Origin of the sequence: Streptomyces sp. SID5910 (assembly GCF_009862125.1) — a bacterium.
In the GTDB taxonomy this organism is placed as follows: Bacteria; Actinomycetota; Actinomycetes; order Streptomycetales; family Streptomycetaceae; genus Streptomyces.
This window is the reverse complement of record NZ_WWHX01000932.1, coordinates 1-14,578: the sequence shown is the minus strand read 5'-3', so window position 1 is coordinate 14,578 and position 14,578 is coordinate 1. Positions and strand designations below refer to the sequence as shown.

At 71.1% G+C, this 14,578-nt stretch carries 16 protein-coding genes and 1 pseudogene; 2 read left to right on the top strand and 15 right to left on the bottom strand.

Translation table 11 applies throughout. From position 1 onward, the window contains the following. Nucleotides 1-209: 209 nt before the first annotated feature. The 12 genes from GTW67_RS33295 to kilB all read right to left on the bottom strand — a co-directional run bounded on the left by GTW67_RS33295 (nt 210) and on the right by kilB (nt 10,336). Nucleotides 210-1,589 (bottom strand): tyrosine-type recombinase/integrase, encoded by a 1,380-nt coding sequence (locus GTW67_RS33295; RefSeq protein ID WP_161167419.1) that lies wholly within the window; start codon nt 1,587-1,589, stop codon nt 210-212. 56 nt (nt 1,590-1,645) lie between these two features. Then, complete coding sequence (locus GTW67_RS33290) at nt 1,646-1,831, bottom strand: helix-turn-helix transcriptional regulator (protein ID WP_031044323.1); 186 nt, start codon at nt 1,829-1,831, stop codon at nt 1,646-1,648. A gap of 178 nt (nt 1,832-2,009) precedes the next feature. Next, nucleotides 2,010-3,167 (bottom strand): DUF3631 domain-containing protein, encoded by a 1,158-nt coding sequence (locus GTW67_RS33285; protein ID WP_161167420.1) that lies wholly within the window; start codon nt 3,165-3,167, stop codon nt 2,010-2,012. Between the two features lie 331 nt (nt 3,168-3,498). Then, the gene (locus tag GTW67_RS33280) at nt 3,499-4,410 is read right to left on the bottom strand and encodes a bifunctional DNA primase/polymerase (RefSeq protein ID WP_161167421.1); all 912 of its coding nucleotides are present in this window, start codon (nt 4,408-4,410) and stop codon (nt 3,499-3,501) included. Nucleotides 4,411-4,501: 91 nt separating this feature from the next. Continuing rightward, entirely contained in the window at nt 4,502-4,966 is a 465-nt protein-coding gene (locus GTW67_RS33275) for a hypothetical protein (RefSeq protein ID WP_161167422.1), read from the bottom strand. A 208-nt stretch (nt 4,967-5,174) separates the two neighbouring features. Then, nucleotides 5,175-7,289 (bottom strand): FtsK/SpoIIIE domain-containing protein, encoded by a 2,115-nt coding sequence (locus tag GTW67_RS33270; RefSeq protein ID WP_161168459.1) that lies wholly within the window; start codon nt 7,287-7,289, stop codon nt 5,175-5,177. A gap of 126 nt (nt 7,290-7,415) precedes the next feature. After that, nucleotides 7,416-7,733 (bottom strand): hypothetical protein, encoded by a 318-nt coding sequence (locus GTW67_RS33265; protein ID WP_161168458.1) that lies wholly within the window; start codon nt 7,731-7,733, stop codon nt 7,416-7,418. Beyond that, nucleotides 7,733-8,080 (bottom strand): RRQRL motif-containing zinc-binding protein, encoded by a 348-nt coding sequence (locus tag GTW67_RS33260; RefSeq protein WP_161168457.1) that lies wholly within the window; start codon nt 8,078-8,080, stop codon nt 7,733-7,735. Before GTW67_RS33260 ends, GTW67_RS33265 begins: the two co-directional genes overlap by 1 nt. After that, complete coding sequence (locus tag GTW67_RS33255; RefSeq protein ID WP_161168456.1) at nt 8,080-9,024, bottom strand: DUF2637 domain-containing protein; 945 nt, start codon at nt 9,022-9,024, stop codon at nt 8,080-8,082. Before GTW67_RS33255 ends, GTW67_RS33260 begins: the two co-directional genes overlap by 1 nt. After that, nucleotides 9,021-9,554: a hypothetical protein gene (locus tag GTW67_RS33250; protein WP_161168455.1), complete on the bottom strand. Its 534-nt coding sequence runs from the start codon at nt 9,552-9,554 to the stop codon at nt 9,021-9,023. Before GTW67_RS33250 ends, GTW67_RS33255 begins: the two co-directional genes overlap by 4 nt. Next, nucleotides 9,551-9,820, bottom strand: coding sequence for a DUF6284 family protein (locus GTW67_RS33245; RefSeq protein WP_161168454.1), 270 nt, complete (start codon nt 9,818-9,820; stop codon nt 9,551-9,553). Before GTW67_RS33245 ends, GTW67_RS33250 begins: the two co-directional genes overlap by 4 nt. A gap of 87 nt (nt 9,821-9,907) precedes the next feature. Then, complete coding sequence (kilB, locus tag GTW67_RS33240; protein WP_161168453.1) at nt 9,908-10,336, bottom strand: plasmid transfer protein KilB; 429 nt, start codon at nt 10,334-10,336, stop codon at nt 9,908-9,910. 494 nt (nt 10,337-10,830) lie between these two features. Here kilB and GTW67_RS33235 point away from each other — a divergent pair, with 494 nt between their 5' ends. Further along, nucleotides 10,831-11,961 (top strand): helix-turn-helix domain-containing protein, encoded by a 1,131-nt coding sequence (locus tag GTW67_RS33235; RefSeq protein WP_524539849.1) that lies wholly within the window; start codon nt 10,831-10,833, stop codon nt 11,959-11,961. On the opposite strand, the gene GTW67_RS33230 is transcribed toward GTW67_RS33235, so the two are convergent. Beyond that, nucleotides 11,945-12,733, bottom strand: a complete 789-nt coding sequence (locus GTW67_RS33230; RefSeq protein ID WP_161168452.1) for an NUDIX domain-containing protein — start codon at nt 12,731-12,733, stop codon at nt 11,945-11,947. The two genes, GTW67_RS33235 and GTW67_RS33230, sit on opposite strands and share 17 nt — an antisense overlap. 380 nt (nt 12,734-13,113) lie before the next feature. On the opposite strand from GTW67_RS33230, the gene GTW67_RS33225 reads away from it, so the two are divergent. Then, the gene (locus GTW67_RS33225) at nt 13,114-13,326 is read left to right on the top strand and encodes a hypothetical protein (protein ID WP_161168451.1); all 213 of its coding nucleotides are present in this window, start codon (nt 13,114-13,116) and stop codon (nt 13,324-13,326) included. Between the two features lie 7 nt (nt 13,327-13,333). Here the strand turns inward: GTW67_RS33225 and GTW67_RS33220 are convergent, their stop codons facing one another. Then, entirely contained in the window at nt 13,334-13,990 is a 657-nt protein-coding gene (locus GTW67_RS33220) for an SDR family oxidoreductase (protein WP_161168450.1), read from the bottom strand. Between the two features lie 162 nt (nt 13,991-14,152). After that, nucleotides 14,153-14,578 (bottom strand): annotated as a pseudogene (locus GTW67_RS33215) (hydrolase); the annotation flags it as partial.

The following is a 14,578-nucleotide window of genomic DNA, read 5'->3' as shown; positions in this document are numbered from 1 at the left end:
CTCAGCCTTCCCAGGTTCGAATCCTGGCGCCGCCACACTGAGGGAAACCCCCTCTGACCAGAGAATAGTGCTGGTCAGAGGGGGTTTCTTCGTGCCGTATCCCGTTCGATTTCTGGCGGGCACGGCGCGGGCGTGTCTCACCTCGTACCGCCCGTATCCCACCTTCGATCAGCGCGTGTCCCCCAGGTGTCCCCCGAGGGTGAGCGTGATCACTCCGGTTCGTTCCACTCCCGCAGAGCCGCATCGATCCGGCTGTTCGCGTGCTCCCGCGTCTGGTCGAGAACCTTGGCGTACACCTTGTGCAGCACGGCGATGCTGTGGCCGGCGCGACGGGCGCACTCCATCGCGTCCACTCCGGAGCTGAGCCAGAACGACACTCCCGCGTGCCGGAGATCGTAGGGGCGGCGGGCCAGCAGCGAGGCCGTCTCAGCGTCGCTCAGCACGTCGTTCCGGGCTTTGGCCCAGACCTCGCCGTAGCCGGTCTCTTGCAGCAGACCTCCCCGGTTCGTCCGGAAGAGCCGACCGTCGGGCGCCGTGCCCTGAGAGGCGATGTGCTCGCGCAGCAGCCGGACGAAGTGCGGGGGGATCGGTACCGGACGCGAGTCGTTCTTGGCCCGGGCCTTGAGGTGACGTGCCTCATGCGCCGTTCCGTCGTCGGTCCAACTCCGTCCGGCCCGGACGATCCCCTGTCGCAGGGTGAGCGTCCCCCACCCCGTTTCAGGGAGGTGGCACTGGCTTGCGCGCACCGCGGTGGCCTCGGCCGGCCGCATAGCCGCGTAGTACAGGCACCCGAAGAAGGCTTCCAGGTGCCGCCCCCGCGGCCCCTGCTCGCGTACCCCCGCCAGCAGCGCGCGGACCTGGCGTGGGTTGGCGACGCTCTCGGGGTCGACCGCTTCCACCGACTTGGGGGCGGTCCACTTCACGGCACCGATCGGATTCACCGGCATGGTGAAGTACTGCTCTTCCACGGCGAGCCCGAGAACGTCACTCAGGCAGGCACGCTTGCGCTTCGCGGTCCGTGGTGCCGCCTCCTTGCCGTCGAGCCGCAGGGAGAGCGCATCCAGCGCCAGACGCACGGTTGCGGGGTCCTCCAGAGCAGAGACGGGCAACGAGTGCTTGGCGACCCAGGAGAGAGCGCGGGCCACGTCGTCCGGGAGAGTGTCGGCCCACCGGTTCCGGTTGTACGCCCACCCGTAGAGCGCACGCCGCATGAGGGCGGCGTCAGGCATCCCCGTGCGCGTCTTCACGAGGGCGGGGGTGATGGTCGCCAACGCGTCGGCGTAGTTCTTCCGGGACTTGGCTGGCGCCAACGCCCACTTGCGATCGACGTACGCGCGGCTGTGGTCGTACCAGGTGATGGAGCCCAGCTTGGCGCGCAGCTCGGAGACCGGAAGTCCTGTCTCCTCGTCGAACTGGTCACCGCGTCGCACGGCGGCCATGAGTTCCGACCGGCGCCCCTCGGCCTGAACCTTGAGTGTGTAGCTCTTGGAGTGCTTCCGCGTTCCCACCAGCCATCGGACGCGGTAGGGCTTGGGCCGCTCCTTGCGGATCTCGATGGAGTACAGACGAACGTCGTAGGTCAGTGCCATAGGAACTCCAGAGGGGCCCACTGGAAGCGGGCCCCTCGTTTCTCGTGCGGCGATGGTCAGGCGGCGTCTTCGATGGACGTCCACCAGGCGTCAAGGTCGGTGCGGCGGCAGCGGATCTGCCCGTTCGGGAGCTTGATGAGCTTGGGGGCCTTGCCGCGGGCGCGCATGCGGTAGAACGCGGCGCGGCTCATCTCGATCTCTTCGAGGACTTCGGGAAGCTTGAGCATCTTGGGGCGGGCCACGGTGCGACTCCTTCTCGGCAGGCAAGGTGCTTGGGCCTCTTCTTGGAAGTCCGCTACATCCGCTACGCCGCTACATCGCAGGTCAGCGGGTGATTTTTTGTAGCGGAGGGGTGGCGTGTAGCGGCTACGCACGCGCTGCGGGGGGTGGCGGGCGTAGCCGCTACACGCTGGGGTGCCGCTACAGATGCGGGGGCTCTGAGCTGGGCTGTAGCGGCGTAGCGGCTGTAGCGGAGTTCTGTGGTGCGGGGCAGTAGCGGGCCCACGCGTCTTGCAGGTCTGAGGCGTGGAAGCCCTTGAGGACTCCGCCGGCGGTGCGGATGTTGCGGGAGCGGATCGGCTCGTTGTCGGCCGTCATGTACTCCCCGAGCATCCGCGAGAGGCGCCGGTTGTCGAGCGGCTTGCCATCCAGGTCAGCCCAGGGGGCGTCGTCCAGGGCGTTGAGCCGGTCGAGGATAGCGATGGTGGGCAGGCGGTCGATGCCGATGAGGACGTGGTCGCGCAGGTCGGTGAGCAGCCGGATACCGAGGCTGTGCTTGTCCGTGTACTGCGAGGCGGTCACCAGCGTCACGCACGCTTCCCGGGCCCGTCGGGGCCAGTCACCGCCGACGGCGTCCGCGACGGCGAGCAGCGGCTCCCACACGTCGGCGGGCCGGTCGGTGACCCCGTCGGGCATCTCGGGCCAGGCCCCGACGACGGAGGCGCGGGCCTGCTCGGCCCACTGCGCGAGCCGGTCACGCAGCTTGTGCCCCTCCGTCTCGTGGACGCGGGCCCGGAACGGTTCCACGCGTTCGTTGCGGGCCCGGCGGCGCATGCGGATGACGACCGAGCGGGTCAGGATCGTGTCCGGCAGGGAGCCGAGACCGGCGACCGCGACCGCGCAGTACGACGGGAATGCCTGCACGGTCTGGTTGCCGCCGTCGCCGATGCACCGGTAGGTCACCCCGGAGCGGCGGTGACCGGCGTTGAGAAAGCCACGCAATTCCTCGTTGTCCCCGGCCTTCGGGCCGAAGATGGTGTCGATCTCATCGAACAGGATCGTCGGCCGGCCGTCGGCCCCCGAGACAGCCCGGAACAGGGCGGCGGCGGACGCGTTGACCGCCACCATGGGGTGCGGCACGAGGGTTTCCACGATCTCCAGCGCCCGCGACTTGCCCGACCCCGGCTCGGGGGACAGGAACGCGAGGCGGGGGGTGGAGTCGAAGCAGTCGAGCAGGTGGGCGTGCGCGTCCCACAGCGCGACGGCGACGTAGGCGGCCTCGTGTGGGAAGACGTTGAACCGGCGGTGGAAGGCTTCCACCTCATCGAGCAGCGCGGCCCCGTCGATGACAGTCGTCATGCGGCGGCCCTCCCCTCAGTCGTGGTGACGTGCCCGCAGACGCCGACGCGCACCCGTGCTTGCAGCTCAACGACGGCGGCGCGGCCTCGGGCGCGCTCGCGGTGCCCGCAGGCACACAGCCAGTCGGCGACCGGTACGCCCGTCGTGCGGATGCGGAGACCCGGTTCAATGCTGGTGACGGTGGCCGGCCGCGAGTCAGGACCAAGAGCAGTTCGGACGCCCTGACGGGCGGCGCCTTTCGGCACGCCCACGGCCGTTCGAGGTGCGGCCGGCCGGGCGGCGAGCGGGCCGTCCGGGGCCGCGGTGATGCTCTTCAAAGGGCGGCGACGACTCATGCCGCCACCCCCCTGCGGGCGGCGTTGTGGGTGATGGACCAGTTCAGGGCGCTGCGGATAGTGGCGCGGCACTCGGCGACGGTGAGTCCGGCCGCCTCTCCCGCCCCTTGAAGAGCGTTCTCCACCTCGGTGCGAGTCAGGTCGCCGGATGCGACGAACCGGCCCAGTGCCCGCCCGGCCCGCAGCAGTGTTGCGTTCCGCCGCCCCTCGCGGGCGGTGGTGACGGCAGCGGTCTCCCGGGCCAGGGCGGCATCGACGTACGGGCGGCGACGCCCGCTGGCCGGTGCCGCCACGGGCGGCCGGTTGATCGGGTGCGGGGGCACCAGCAGGGTCTTGAGCCATCCGGGCAGGGGCCGCAACAGAGCGGGCCCCACCGTCTCGTACCGGCTGCCGTCGACCAGGCTGCCGGCGGCGACGACGTAGCCGCCCCATGCGCGGGTGTCGACGCGCGGGGCGAGCGTCCCGGCGGTGTTGGGCAGCCGCACGGCGGCGGGGGCGGTGAAGTACAGGTGCTGTCCGCCGCTCGCGGTCCGCACGGTGCGGGTGTGGGGGACGGCCTGCCCGGTGCGCTCGCAGAGCGCCCTGAAGGTCGTCGCGCCGCCAGGCGCGTCCCCACTGCTGTTGTCCTTGGGCACGTCCAGGTCGACCACGAGCAGCCCGGACGGGCCGGTGGCGATACCGACGTTGAACGGAGCCCGCGACCAGGCGGCCCGGATACGGTCCGGGTCGGTGGTGGCCCGCTGCTCCCACTTGCGGTGCCCGTCCGAACAGGGTCCGGTGCGGGGGCAGGCCGTCTCTCCATGCAGCGCGGGGCGCTTGGTGCCGGGACGGAGCGGGAAGACGGGCCAGCCGCGCGCGGCGGCGGCCAGCGCCGCGGACAGCAGCGCCGTTTGGGGGTCATGGGTCATGCTGGGTGTCTCCAGTCCTGTCGAAGGGTGCTGGGTGACAAGGGCGGCCCCGCGATCTTTGGCGAGATGAGGGGGGCCGCCCTTGGCGTAGCTAGCCGTGGAAGTGGTTGCGCTTGATCACGGCCTTGCGGATGTTCACGGTGGTGCCGCCCTGGTGGCCGCTCGCGCTGAAGACCTGCACGGCGATCCATCCGCCGAAGACGACGGCGGCCAGGATGATCAGTTGGGTGATGAACGCGGTGAGCGCGGCGATGAACGAAGTGAGCAGGATCAGCCCGCCGCACACCGCGAGGAAGCCAACGCCCCCGAGGGCGACGTTCACGGCCGTCCGCGAGACGGCCGGCTTGGCCGCGACCGCCTCGGGCCGGGCGTGGTCGATGGCGTAGCCGGAGACGACGCGGCCGTCCGGGAGGACGATGCTCGCGACCGTCGGGACCGTGCCCGGCTGCACCGTCACGAGCGGCGCCGGCGCCATGGTGGCGGGCGGCAGCGGGGTGGGCTGGTGGACTTCCACGGTCCGTTGTGCGGGCACGTGCGGGGTGTGCTCGGGGTGCATGCGGAATCCCTTCCGGCGGATGGCCAGGGAGGCAGAGGCACCCCCTTCGGGGTGCCGTTTGGAGGGGGTGTTCGGGGGGTCTGACCTGGGTGCCTCCCTGACTCCCTGAACGATCATCTGTGCAGTTCAGGGCCGGGGAGGCGGGGTAGGGAGGCGGTCAGGGAGTTCTCCCTGCCTCCCTGGCCCGGCGGGGGTCGGTTCCCTGCCGTCATTCGGCGGAAGCGGAACCGTCGGTGTCGCGGTCGGCGAGGGCACGGGTGACGCGGTCGCGGGAGACGACCATGACGCCGTCGGACTTGTAGGGGCTGGCGCTGGCGGCGTCCAGGACGCGCTTGAGGTCGAGGAACGACCAGCCGCCGTAGGCGTCGCTGTTGAGCGCGGCGAGCCGCGCGAGCACGTCCTTCGTGCGCACGCGGGGTGCGTCGCCGATGACGGCGGCGACGTCGGCGAGCGGGTCGTGCTCCGGGCCGCGGTCGATGGCGTGCAAGGTGGTGACGCCGTCGCGCAGGGCCTTGGCCCGGTCGGTGACGGCCACGGCCGCGTCGTCGTCGATGTAGTGCGTGCGCACGGTGATGGACGACTGGCCGGCCGGGATGGTGATGCCGTCGGAGGCGAGGACCAGGGTCCCCCGGTCCAGGCCCGGACGCAGCAGGTTCGGCGCCGCCCCGCCGTCCACGGCCTTGTCCCCGAGCGCCATGCGGGCCTGCGACTCGGTGCCGAGGGCGAGGGAGGCGCGGGTGTGGGCCCCCTCGCGGACCAGCTTGGGCAGGTTCTCGTTGGTGGGGTCCTGCGTGCCCTGCCACATCAGTACGTTGACCGCGCGGCCCTGGTTGTGGATCTTGCGGACGGCCATGAAGTACCGGGAGTTGGCCTTGGACCCGCCGTAGGGGCGCTTGTCCTCGTCCTTGGCCGGGCACATGAACGCGACCTGCGCCTCATCGACCAGCACGATCAGCGGCGGGAACACCGTGCCGGGCGGGGCCTGGATACGGCGGTTCATCTCGTCCACCGCACCCTCAACCATCTCGGTCACCTGGATCACGTGCTCATCCGTCGGACCCTGGATCAGCGTCGTGGCGAGGCCGTCGAACATGGCCCAGTCGCCGACGCCCTTGAGGTCGCCCATGAGGAACTGCACCGACTTGTCCAAGGCGAGCCACAGGGCCAGGGAGCGCAGGGCCACGGTCTTGCCCTGGTTGGACAGGCCGGTGATGAGCAGGTGGCGCTGGTACAGGCTCAGGGCGGCGGCGTCGCCGCGCAGGTCCTGGCCCCACGGTGCCTTCCCCTTGGCGTAGTCGGCGGTCATGGTGTCGTCGGTGACCAGGGGGGACGGGCCGATCGGCTCGTCCAGCGCCCCGGAGTCGGCGATCCACAGCCGCACCGTACGGGCGGCCTGGGGGATGGTGATGAACACTTCGTGTTCGTGCCGGGTCAGGTTCTCGGCGAGCTTGCGCCGCCGGTTCTGCACCTCGTTGGTCGACACCCCGGAGGGCAGGGTGACGTCGACTTCCACGCCGCATCCGGCGATCCGGATCGGGCCCAGCATGGACGCGCCGGCGTCGCCCATCTCCTTGATGGCCCGGCCGAGGGCGGGCACGCCGAGGTCGCGCAGGGCCTTGACGACGATGGACGGCGTGATCGGCTCGCCCTCGCCGTTGCGCACGTTCGCAGGCAGCGCCCAGGCAGGGGCGGCGTGCTGCTTGCGGCCCACCGACCACAGGGCGAACAGGGCGAGGAGCGGGCCGAGCGTGAGCGCCGGACCCCAGACGATCTGCACGATGCGGATCAGGAGGGCGACGAAGTCGACCGTCGCCGACAGCGGGGTGATGACGTCCCCGGGCTGGCCGGTGTTGATGGCCATCACGACGCCGAGGGCGATCAGGACGCCAATGCTCATGCCGGCGCCGACGGCGGCGCCCTTGGCGGCGTCGAGCGGGGAGTGGAGCAGGTCCATGCGGCGGCGGTGGCGGGCCTCGCGGAACCGCTGTCCGCGCTCCTCCCACTCCTCGGCCGCTTCCAGGTTCCCCGCGGCTTCGGCCGTGCGCATGTAGCGCTCGTAGCGGGCGGCGGTGCGGCTGTCCCAGGCGCGGCGGGCCACGATCCGGGCGCCGCCGGTCACGTAGAGACTGTGCCGGGCCACCGCACGCGCGGCCGTCACGGTCCGCTCATCGGTCGCGATCCGGCGCACGGCGCGTCCGGAGCGCACCCACAGCGGCACCGGCTTGGGCGCCGGCGGGTCGGGGACCACGGTCAACGTGGTCACGGCCGCCGTGTCGGTGGGTGGATCGGTGTGCTTGTGCAGGTGAACGACGTTCTCGGACATGCCGGAAGTTCTCCTGACTGCCCCTGTGGGGCGGGAGGTAGGGAGAACCGGGGTGGCCGGGTCCGTCGGAGGGGACGGCCACCCCGGATAGGAGACATGCGGGCACCAGTCACGTGGCGGGAGTGGTCACCACCAGCCGGACGACTTCTTGGCCGCCTTCGTCTTCGCGGCCTCGTTCACGATCCGCTGCCGCTCGGTGGTGAGCGCGGCGAGCTCCGCGATCAGCCGGGTCTCCGCCGAACCCCACGCGGTCTCTAGCTTGCGTTCCGCGCGGGCGGGGCTCTTGCCGCGGATGACCTTGTAGCCGCCGCCGGCCAGACCGGCGAGGATCGCGCGGCGCTCGCGGCCGTCCAGCGGCCACATCTCGCGGTTCTGCACGGCGGCCAGCTTCCGGTTCGCCAGCTGGATAGCGCGGTCCAGGCGGCGCGTGTCGGGCTTACCCATCAGGCACTCCTCAGGGAGTCGGAAGGTTCCGGAAAGGCGCAGGTCACGCACATGCCGAGCGAGGACGGGATGATGTAGCCCGCATCCGTGCGGCACTCGGGGCAGGTGCGGCGGGCCCGGTTCGCCGCGGCGAGCGCCGCCCGCCGGGCCGGTGTCATCGGCCGGACGGGCTTGGCCAGGTCGACGCGGTAGAGGTAGGCGACCAGCGGCCCCCGGCGGCGGCGGGGGCGTTCGAGCTGCGCGGCCACGTCCTGACCGCCGGGCCGAAGCCCGGCGGCACGGAGTTGGCGGCGGGTGGCGTAGCCGTCGGGGGCGAGGCGCCACCGGTAGACGGGCAGGGCACCCATCACTGACCCGCGATCGCGAGATCAGCGCGGCGGTCCGCGCTGGGGTCGCGGTGCTCGGCGTAGCGGTGAGAGACCCACCCGACCGACCAGCCGCACAGCTCCGCAGCCGCCCGCACCGACATGTCCGAGGCGAACGCGGCGGCCACGATCCGGCGCGCCTCATCCTCCGGAAGCTTGCCGTCGGCCGGGCCCCGGTTCAGCAGCGCGGCGCGTTCACGCTCGGCACGCTCCCGCGCCTGCCGTTCACGCGTGAGCCGCTCCTGTTCACGCTGTTCACGCTCGCGTTCACGGCGCTCACGCTCGGCCCGCTCCGCCTGCTCGGCACGCTCCCGGGCTTCCCGCTCCTCACGGCGCTGCCGCTCCTCCCGCTCGGCCTGCTCACGGGCCAGCGCGGCCTCGTGCTCACGCTGTTCACGGGCCAGCATGGCTGCGTGCTCGCGTTCCTCCCGGGACTCGGCACGGGCCCGCTCGGCACGCTCGCGGGCCACCTGCTCCTGCCGCTCCCGCTCCGCCTGCTGCTCGGCTTCCAGCGCGGCCACCGCACGGGCGATGGCCCGCCGGTAGGCGAGGCTGGTCTCTGCGGTGACGATCAGCAGCAGCGGCGCCACCGAATGGACAGCCGCGCCGACCAGGTCTTTCTTCAGCGCGGAGTCGGCGGTGTTGAGAGCGAGTGTCATCAGCCCGGTCATCCACCGCAGCACGACGGGCCACTTGCCGCCGTGCCCTCCGAGGCGGGCCAGCACGTCATCGAGCTTGACCACGATGACCACGGCGGCGTCCACCACGAGCGGCAGGATTGGCGCCGTCCAGTCCCACGCCTCGGCCGTGTGCTTCGCCATGAGCGGCGTCACGGTCAGGATGGAGTAGAGCATCGCGCCGCACACGATCAGCCACGTGCCGCCGGACAGGGCGCGCTCCGCTGAACGGGTCTGAACACTGTTCATGCTGCCTCCTCGATCGGCTTCGGGGCAGGCATGTACGCGCGGCGGAACCCGTTGGAGGCGGCGGCGTAGATGAACGCCTCACACCGCCACTTGGACGCGGACGGCGGGCGTTCACCGGCGGGCACCCACACCGCGTCCGGGTCGGTTCCGTGAGTGGCGGTGTCGGAGTAGGCGTCTTCGCGGGAGGCGTAGACGGTGTGGGGCTCGCCGTAGTGCAGCAGCACCGTCAGCGTCTCGCCCTCACGCCGCCCACGGTTCACGTCCTCGCGCAACCGGCGGATCTCGATGTCCTTCAGCAGCAGCTCCTGCTGCGCCTCGGACAGCTCCTCCACCGCGCGAGCGAGCAGGGCGCCCACCTCGGTCGTGGCGGCCTCGGCTCGCTCCGCGCGGTCCGTGACCGCGCTCAGCTCCAGCATGTGCCGGCCGAACGCCTCGTTGGCGGCACCGTTGGTCTGCCGGGCCTGCTCGGTCGCGGTGCGGGCGTCGTTCTCAAGCTGCGCGAGGCGGGCCCGGGTGACGATGCGGATCACGCGGCACCCCCGGGCAGGCTCGTGCCGGCCGTGCGGTTGGCCAGCTCCCGGCGGGCGGCCAGCACGCGGCGGCGGGCCCGGCGGATGCGGCGCGCGTCCACCTCGTTCGGCATGTGGTCGAGGGCGATGATCTGCGCGTCGACCAGGTCGACGCCCGCGAGAATCACGGGCATTTCCTGCTCGATCGCGTCCAGCTCCGCGTCCGTCGGCTCCATGAAGTCGGCGAACGCGGTAACAGCGTCCTGAACAGTGACGATGTGGTTCATGGGTCGTGGTCTCCCTAGCAGGTGGAACGGCCCGAACAGCGCCCCCGGAGTTGCCGCTCCGGGGGCGCGCGCCGTTGAAGGGGTGGTTCAGAAGGTCTTGGAGGCTTCGCGGGTCAGCCGCTCGCACGCGGCGATGGCGGCCTCCCGCGCGGCGTTCAGGGCCTGCGAGGACTCGACGCCACGCAGGCGGTAGGTGGCCGTCGCCGCGTCCTGCGCCACGCTCGCCAAGGCCGGGGCGAGGATGGACAGGGTGGTCAGGGGCGCGGTGATCGCGCTCCGGGTGGCGTGACTCTCCGCCCGGGCCGCCTCGTAGGCAGCGCCGGTCGGGTCGGAAAGGCGCAGGTCTTCGCGGACCCACATGGCGCGGCGGTGGTCGGCCAGCGCCACCGCCAGAGCGGTCACCGCCGTCAGACGGTCACGCCGAAGCGCCACCCGCTCCGTGCTGCGCTGCTGAAGCAGGAACGTGGTCACGGACCCGAGCAGAGTCCCCACCACCGCGATCACGCTTGCCCACATGAGCAACCCCCTTCGAGTTGGAGTACCGGCGTTTCCGGCTCCCCTCAGCGCTGCTCGTACAAGACGAGCAGCGGAGGCAACCGGCCCACAGCAGACGAGCTGCGGGAGAGATTGACGCGCGACAAGGCCGCGCGGTCCGCCTTTTCGACTCGGGGAGACGGGGCCCACATATGCAGTTCTCAAAGAGCCGGCGCTTCCTTCGAGCCCGTTTCACGGAGCCCTCCGGGCGTTCGCCTCGCACACCGCGAATCCGGAACCATCCCGTAATCTGGTGCGCACCAGAAGAATGCATCTGGTGCGCACCAGTGTCAAGGTGGTTCGCTGTTTCGAGTGACGTCCACCTCGTCGCGGTGCATCTCCAGGAGACCTCTGGGGGCGGGCCCGGCGGTAGCCAACAGGGCTTAACATCCGTCCTGTTAAGGGCTGTTGACCTGCGGTGATGTGCGGCATGCTGGCAAGGTGGTGCGAGCGGAACCAACATCGGGAGGTCGCCCGTGAGCACGGGACTTCGCAACGCGCGGACGGCGCGCGGATGGTCGCAGGAACGACTGGTTCGCGAGATCGAGCTGTACGCCCGGCGGAACCTCACGGACGTTGCGTCGGCCCCGAGCCTGCGGGTGTACGTCTCCGAGTGGGAGAACGGCAAGCGCACGATCTCGGACCGATACGCGCGTGTCCTACGGCAGCTCCTTGGCGTCACGGACGGGGAGCTGCGGGACACCGACCCGATACCGGCAGCGCCGACCGCAGACGGTTACGACGATTTGCTGAGCCGGATCGATTCGGCGAGCAGCGTCGGTGAATCCATGGTCAAGGCGTTCAACGACCAGACCGAGCTACTGCGCACCATGGACCGGCAGCGGGGAGCCGCGGCTCTGGTCGACCAGATGACCGGCCACCTCTCCGCACTGGAAGACGCACTCAGCTTCGCCGTACTGCCGAGCACGCGCCGACCCGTGGCCCTTGCGCTCGCTGGCGCATCGACTCTCGCAGCGTGGCAGGCAATCGACTCGGGCGCGGTTGAGCGAGCGTGGCGGCATTACGAACTCGCCAAGCGTGCGGCCCGCGACGCTGAGGAACCGATGTACCTGGCTCACGCCATGGGCGAGCAGGCGTACGTGCTCTGCGAGGCAGGGCGGCCAGCCCTCGCGGTCGACCTGGTGCGGGACGCACAGCGCACCGTCAGCGCGTCCGGTTCCGCTCGACTGCGGGCGTGGCTGCATGCCGCGGAAGCCGAGATGTGCGCGCATGCCGGGATGCCGGACGACTGCCGGCGGGCGCTCGAAGCGGCCATGGCCGTCATCCCGTCGGGCCCCGAGGACCGTGACCCGGACATGCTGAGCATCTTCCTGAACGGCGCCCATCTGGCCCGATGGCAAGGCAACGTGCTCGCTCTCCTCGGGGAGGAGTCGGCGGTCACCAGCCTCTACAGCGCGCTCGAAATCATGGACCCGACGTTCGTGCGCGCCCGCGCCGGACTTCACGCCGACCTGGCGCAAGCGCACCTCACGCGAGCCGAGTACGACGACGCCGGCACGCACCTGCGACAGGCCCGCCTGTTGGCGAGCCGGACCGGATCGGTCCGGCAGCGTCGTCGCGTCGACATGCTCAGCGCGCGGTTGTGAGTCCCTGCGTGCGTCGGGCCGCCAGGATGTGCAGCAGGGCAACGAGGGTGCCCGACCCCAGCAGCTCCCCCCGGGCCATGAGCCCGGGAATGTCCGCCAGCGGTACCCACTCGACGTGGCCTGCTTCTTCCAGGTCGGTCGGCTCACCGACCTTCTCAGCGCCGTGCCCTACAAAGATCTCGTGTGGCGAATCGACCATGCCGACCATGGGCTGATAGCTCACGACGTGTTCCAGCGAATTGGGCCGCCACCCCGTCTCTTCGACGGTTTCCCGCAGCGCCGTGTCCGCCGGGTCCTCTCCCTCGTCGACGATGCCGCCGGGCAGCTCCCAGCCGAATTGCTTCGGGACGAAGCGGTACCGCCACATCATCAGAACGCGGTCCTGATCATCAATGACAGCGGTAATTGCTACGTGGTGAAGCCTCACGACGTGGTGCTCGAACCGCTTCACTCCCGGGGGCTCTACATCCCAGAGCTGGAGTTTGACCCAACGATTGTCGTACACGTCGCGCTCTCCGTGGATGCGCCACGGTTCCACCCCCTCCGGGCGCTGAACGCTCACTGCACCCGGCACCCTGTACGAACTACGCCCCCGAACCTCCAACTGACCTTCCGAGACGAGGCGGGCGAGCACCTGCCGTAGGGCCGTCCGCCCGATGCCGAGTTCTTCCACGAGGGCGCGTTCTGAGGGGAACTTGTCGCCGGGGGCGTATTCGCCGGCCGCGAGTCGTGCGCGAAGCGTCTCGTAGACCTGTGTCGTCTTCGGTCCCATCCGCGGAGCACTCTCCGTTCTGACGTGGTGCGTACCAGCGTAGCGGGGATGGGCCACTCTTCCTCCGGTCGTCCGATGGCTTGTGAGCTGAGCACGCGGGAGTGCCGCCGACGCTGGCCCCCACTTCGGCTACGGCGGATGAGGGCACTTTCCCCCAGGTGTCCCCCGGAAGGAGATGCAGGGAAGGAAAGTCCAGCTCAGCGGCTACGAAACCGGCCCGCTGTAAATCTGCCGGCTCAGCCTTCCCAGGTTCGAATCCTGGCGCCGCCACAAGATCGAAAGGGTCTGTGAACAGCAGCAATGCTGATCACAGACCCTTTCGGCGTTCACGGACCCGCCGGCTCGGTGAGCCTCAGTGCCGCGCGGCCTACGCTGGGGCCATGTCGTCGCGTCGCAGGACCTGTCCCGAGTGTAGTCGGGAGATCGCCGTCGTCGCAGGGCGGTTCGCGCGGCACGATCCGCCCGGGGCGCGGGCCGCCGGGGAACTCGTGTCCTGTCCCGGCTCGCGGCGGTTCGCCGAGGCGGACGCCGCCCAGCCCACGCTGGACGGCTACGTCGTCCCCGACTTCCCCGGACAACTGCCGCTGTTCTGAGCGGCGTTCAGTTCCCCGCGACCGACTTCACCGCGACCGACACCGGTGTCGAGCCGCTGATCAGTTCGAGGGTCAGGCCGGTCGTCGCCGGGGTGTCGACGAGCTCCGCCAGTACCGCGGCCACGTCGTCCCGCGGGATCGGGCCGCGGCCGGTGCGGGCCTCCAGGCGCACGAGGCCGGTGCCGGCGTCGTCCGTCAGCTGTCCGGGCCGCAGGATCGTCCAGTCCAGCGCGTCCTGCCCGCGCACATACGCGTCGGCCTCGCCCTTGGCGCGCAGATACGCGTCGAAGATCTCGTCCCCCGCGTGCGCCGGATCGGCGCCCATGGACGACACGATCACATAGCGCCGTACGCCCGCCCGGACGGCCGCGTCCGCGAAGAGGATCGCCGCCCCCTTGTCCACCGTGTCCTTGCGGGCCACCCCGCTGCCCGGTCCCGCGCCCGCCGCGAAGACCGCCGCGTCCGCGCCCCGCAGCCGCTCCGCGACCTCCTCGACCGAGGCCGACTCCAGGTCGAGCACGACCGGTTCGGCACCGGCCGCGCGCAGATCGTCGGCCTGTTCGGCTTTGCGGATGATGCCCGCCACCTCGTCTCCGCGCGCGGCGAGCAAACGCTCCAGCCGCAGCGCGATCTGACCATGACCACCAGCGATGACAATGCGCATGTCTTCGACCGTACGCCCCGACGGCCGCCCGCGCCGCACGAGTTCGGCCGCATCCGGCACGTCGCAGGGGGCTCACGTGGGCGCACATGGACTCACGCGGGTGCACGTCCCGGCGCACGTCCGGATGGACCCCGGAGGTCCCGCCAGCCCACCCCTCACCCCTCACCCCTCTGCCCGACCCCCGCGCCCCTGCCGTGGCAGCCCCAGTTCCGGGGCGGCCGTCGAGTCGCCGTACTCCCGTACCGCGCTCGTCCGGGCCACCACCCGGCCCCGGTGCACCACGATGCGGCCGTAGGCCAGCGACAGCGCGCCCGAGAGCCGGTCGCCGCGCACCGCGAGGAGCTCGGCCGGGAAGCCCGCCTCCACCCGCACCTCGGGCAGGCCCAGCACCGCCCGTGCCGCGCCGCTCACCGCGTCGTAGGCGTCCTCGGGGCGCAGCCCGTGACGTGAGGCCAGCAGGTACGCCGCCTCCAGCGGGTCGCCGCGCCCGACCGGGTTGGACACGTCCCGCAGCGCCCCGCTCCCGGCGGCGACCCGCACCCCCGCGGCCCGCAGCAGCCGCACCGGAGCCGCGCCTTCACGACGGTC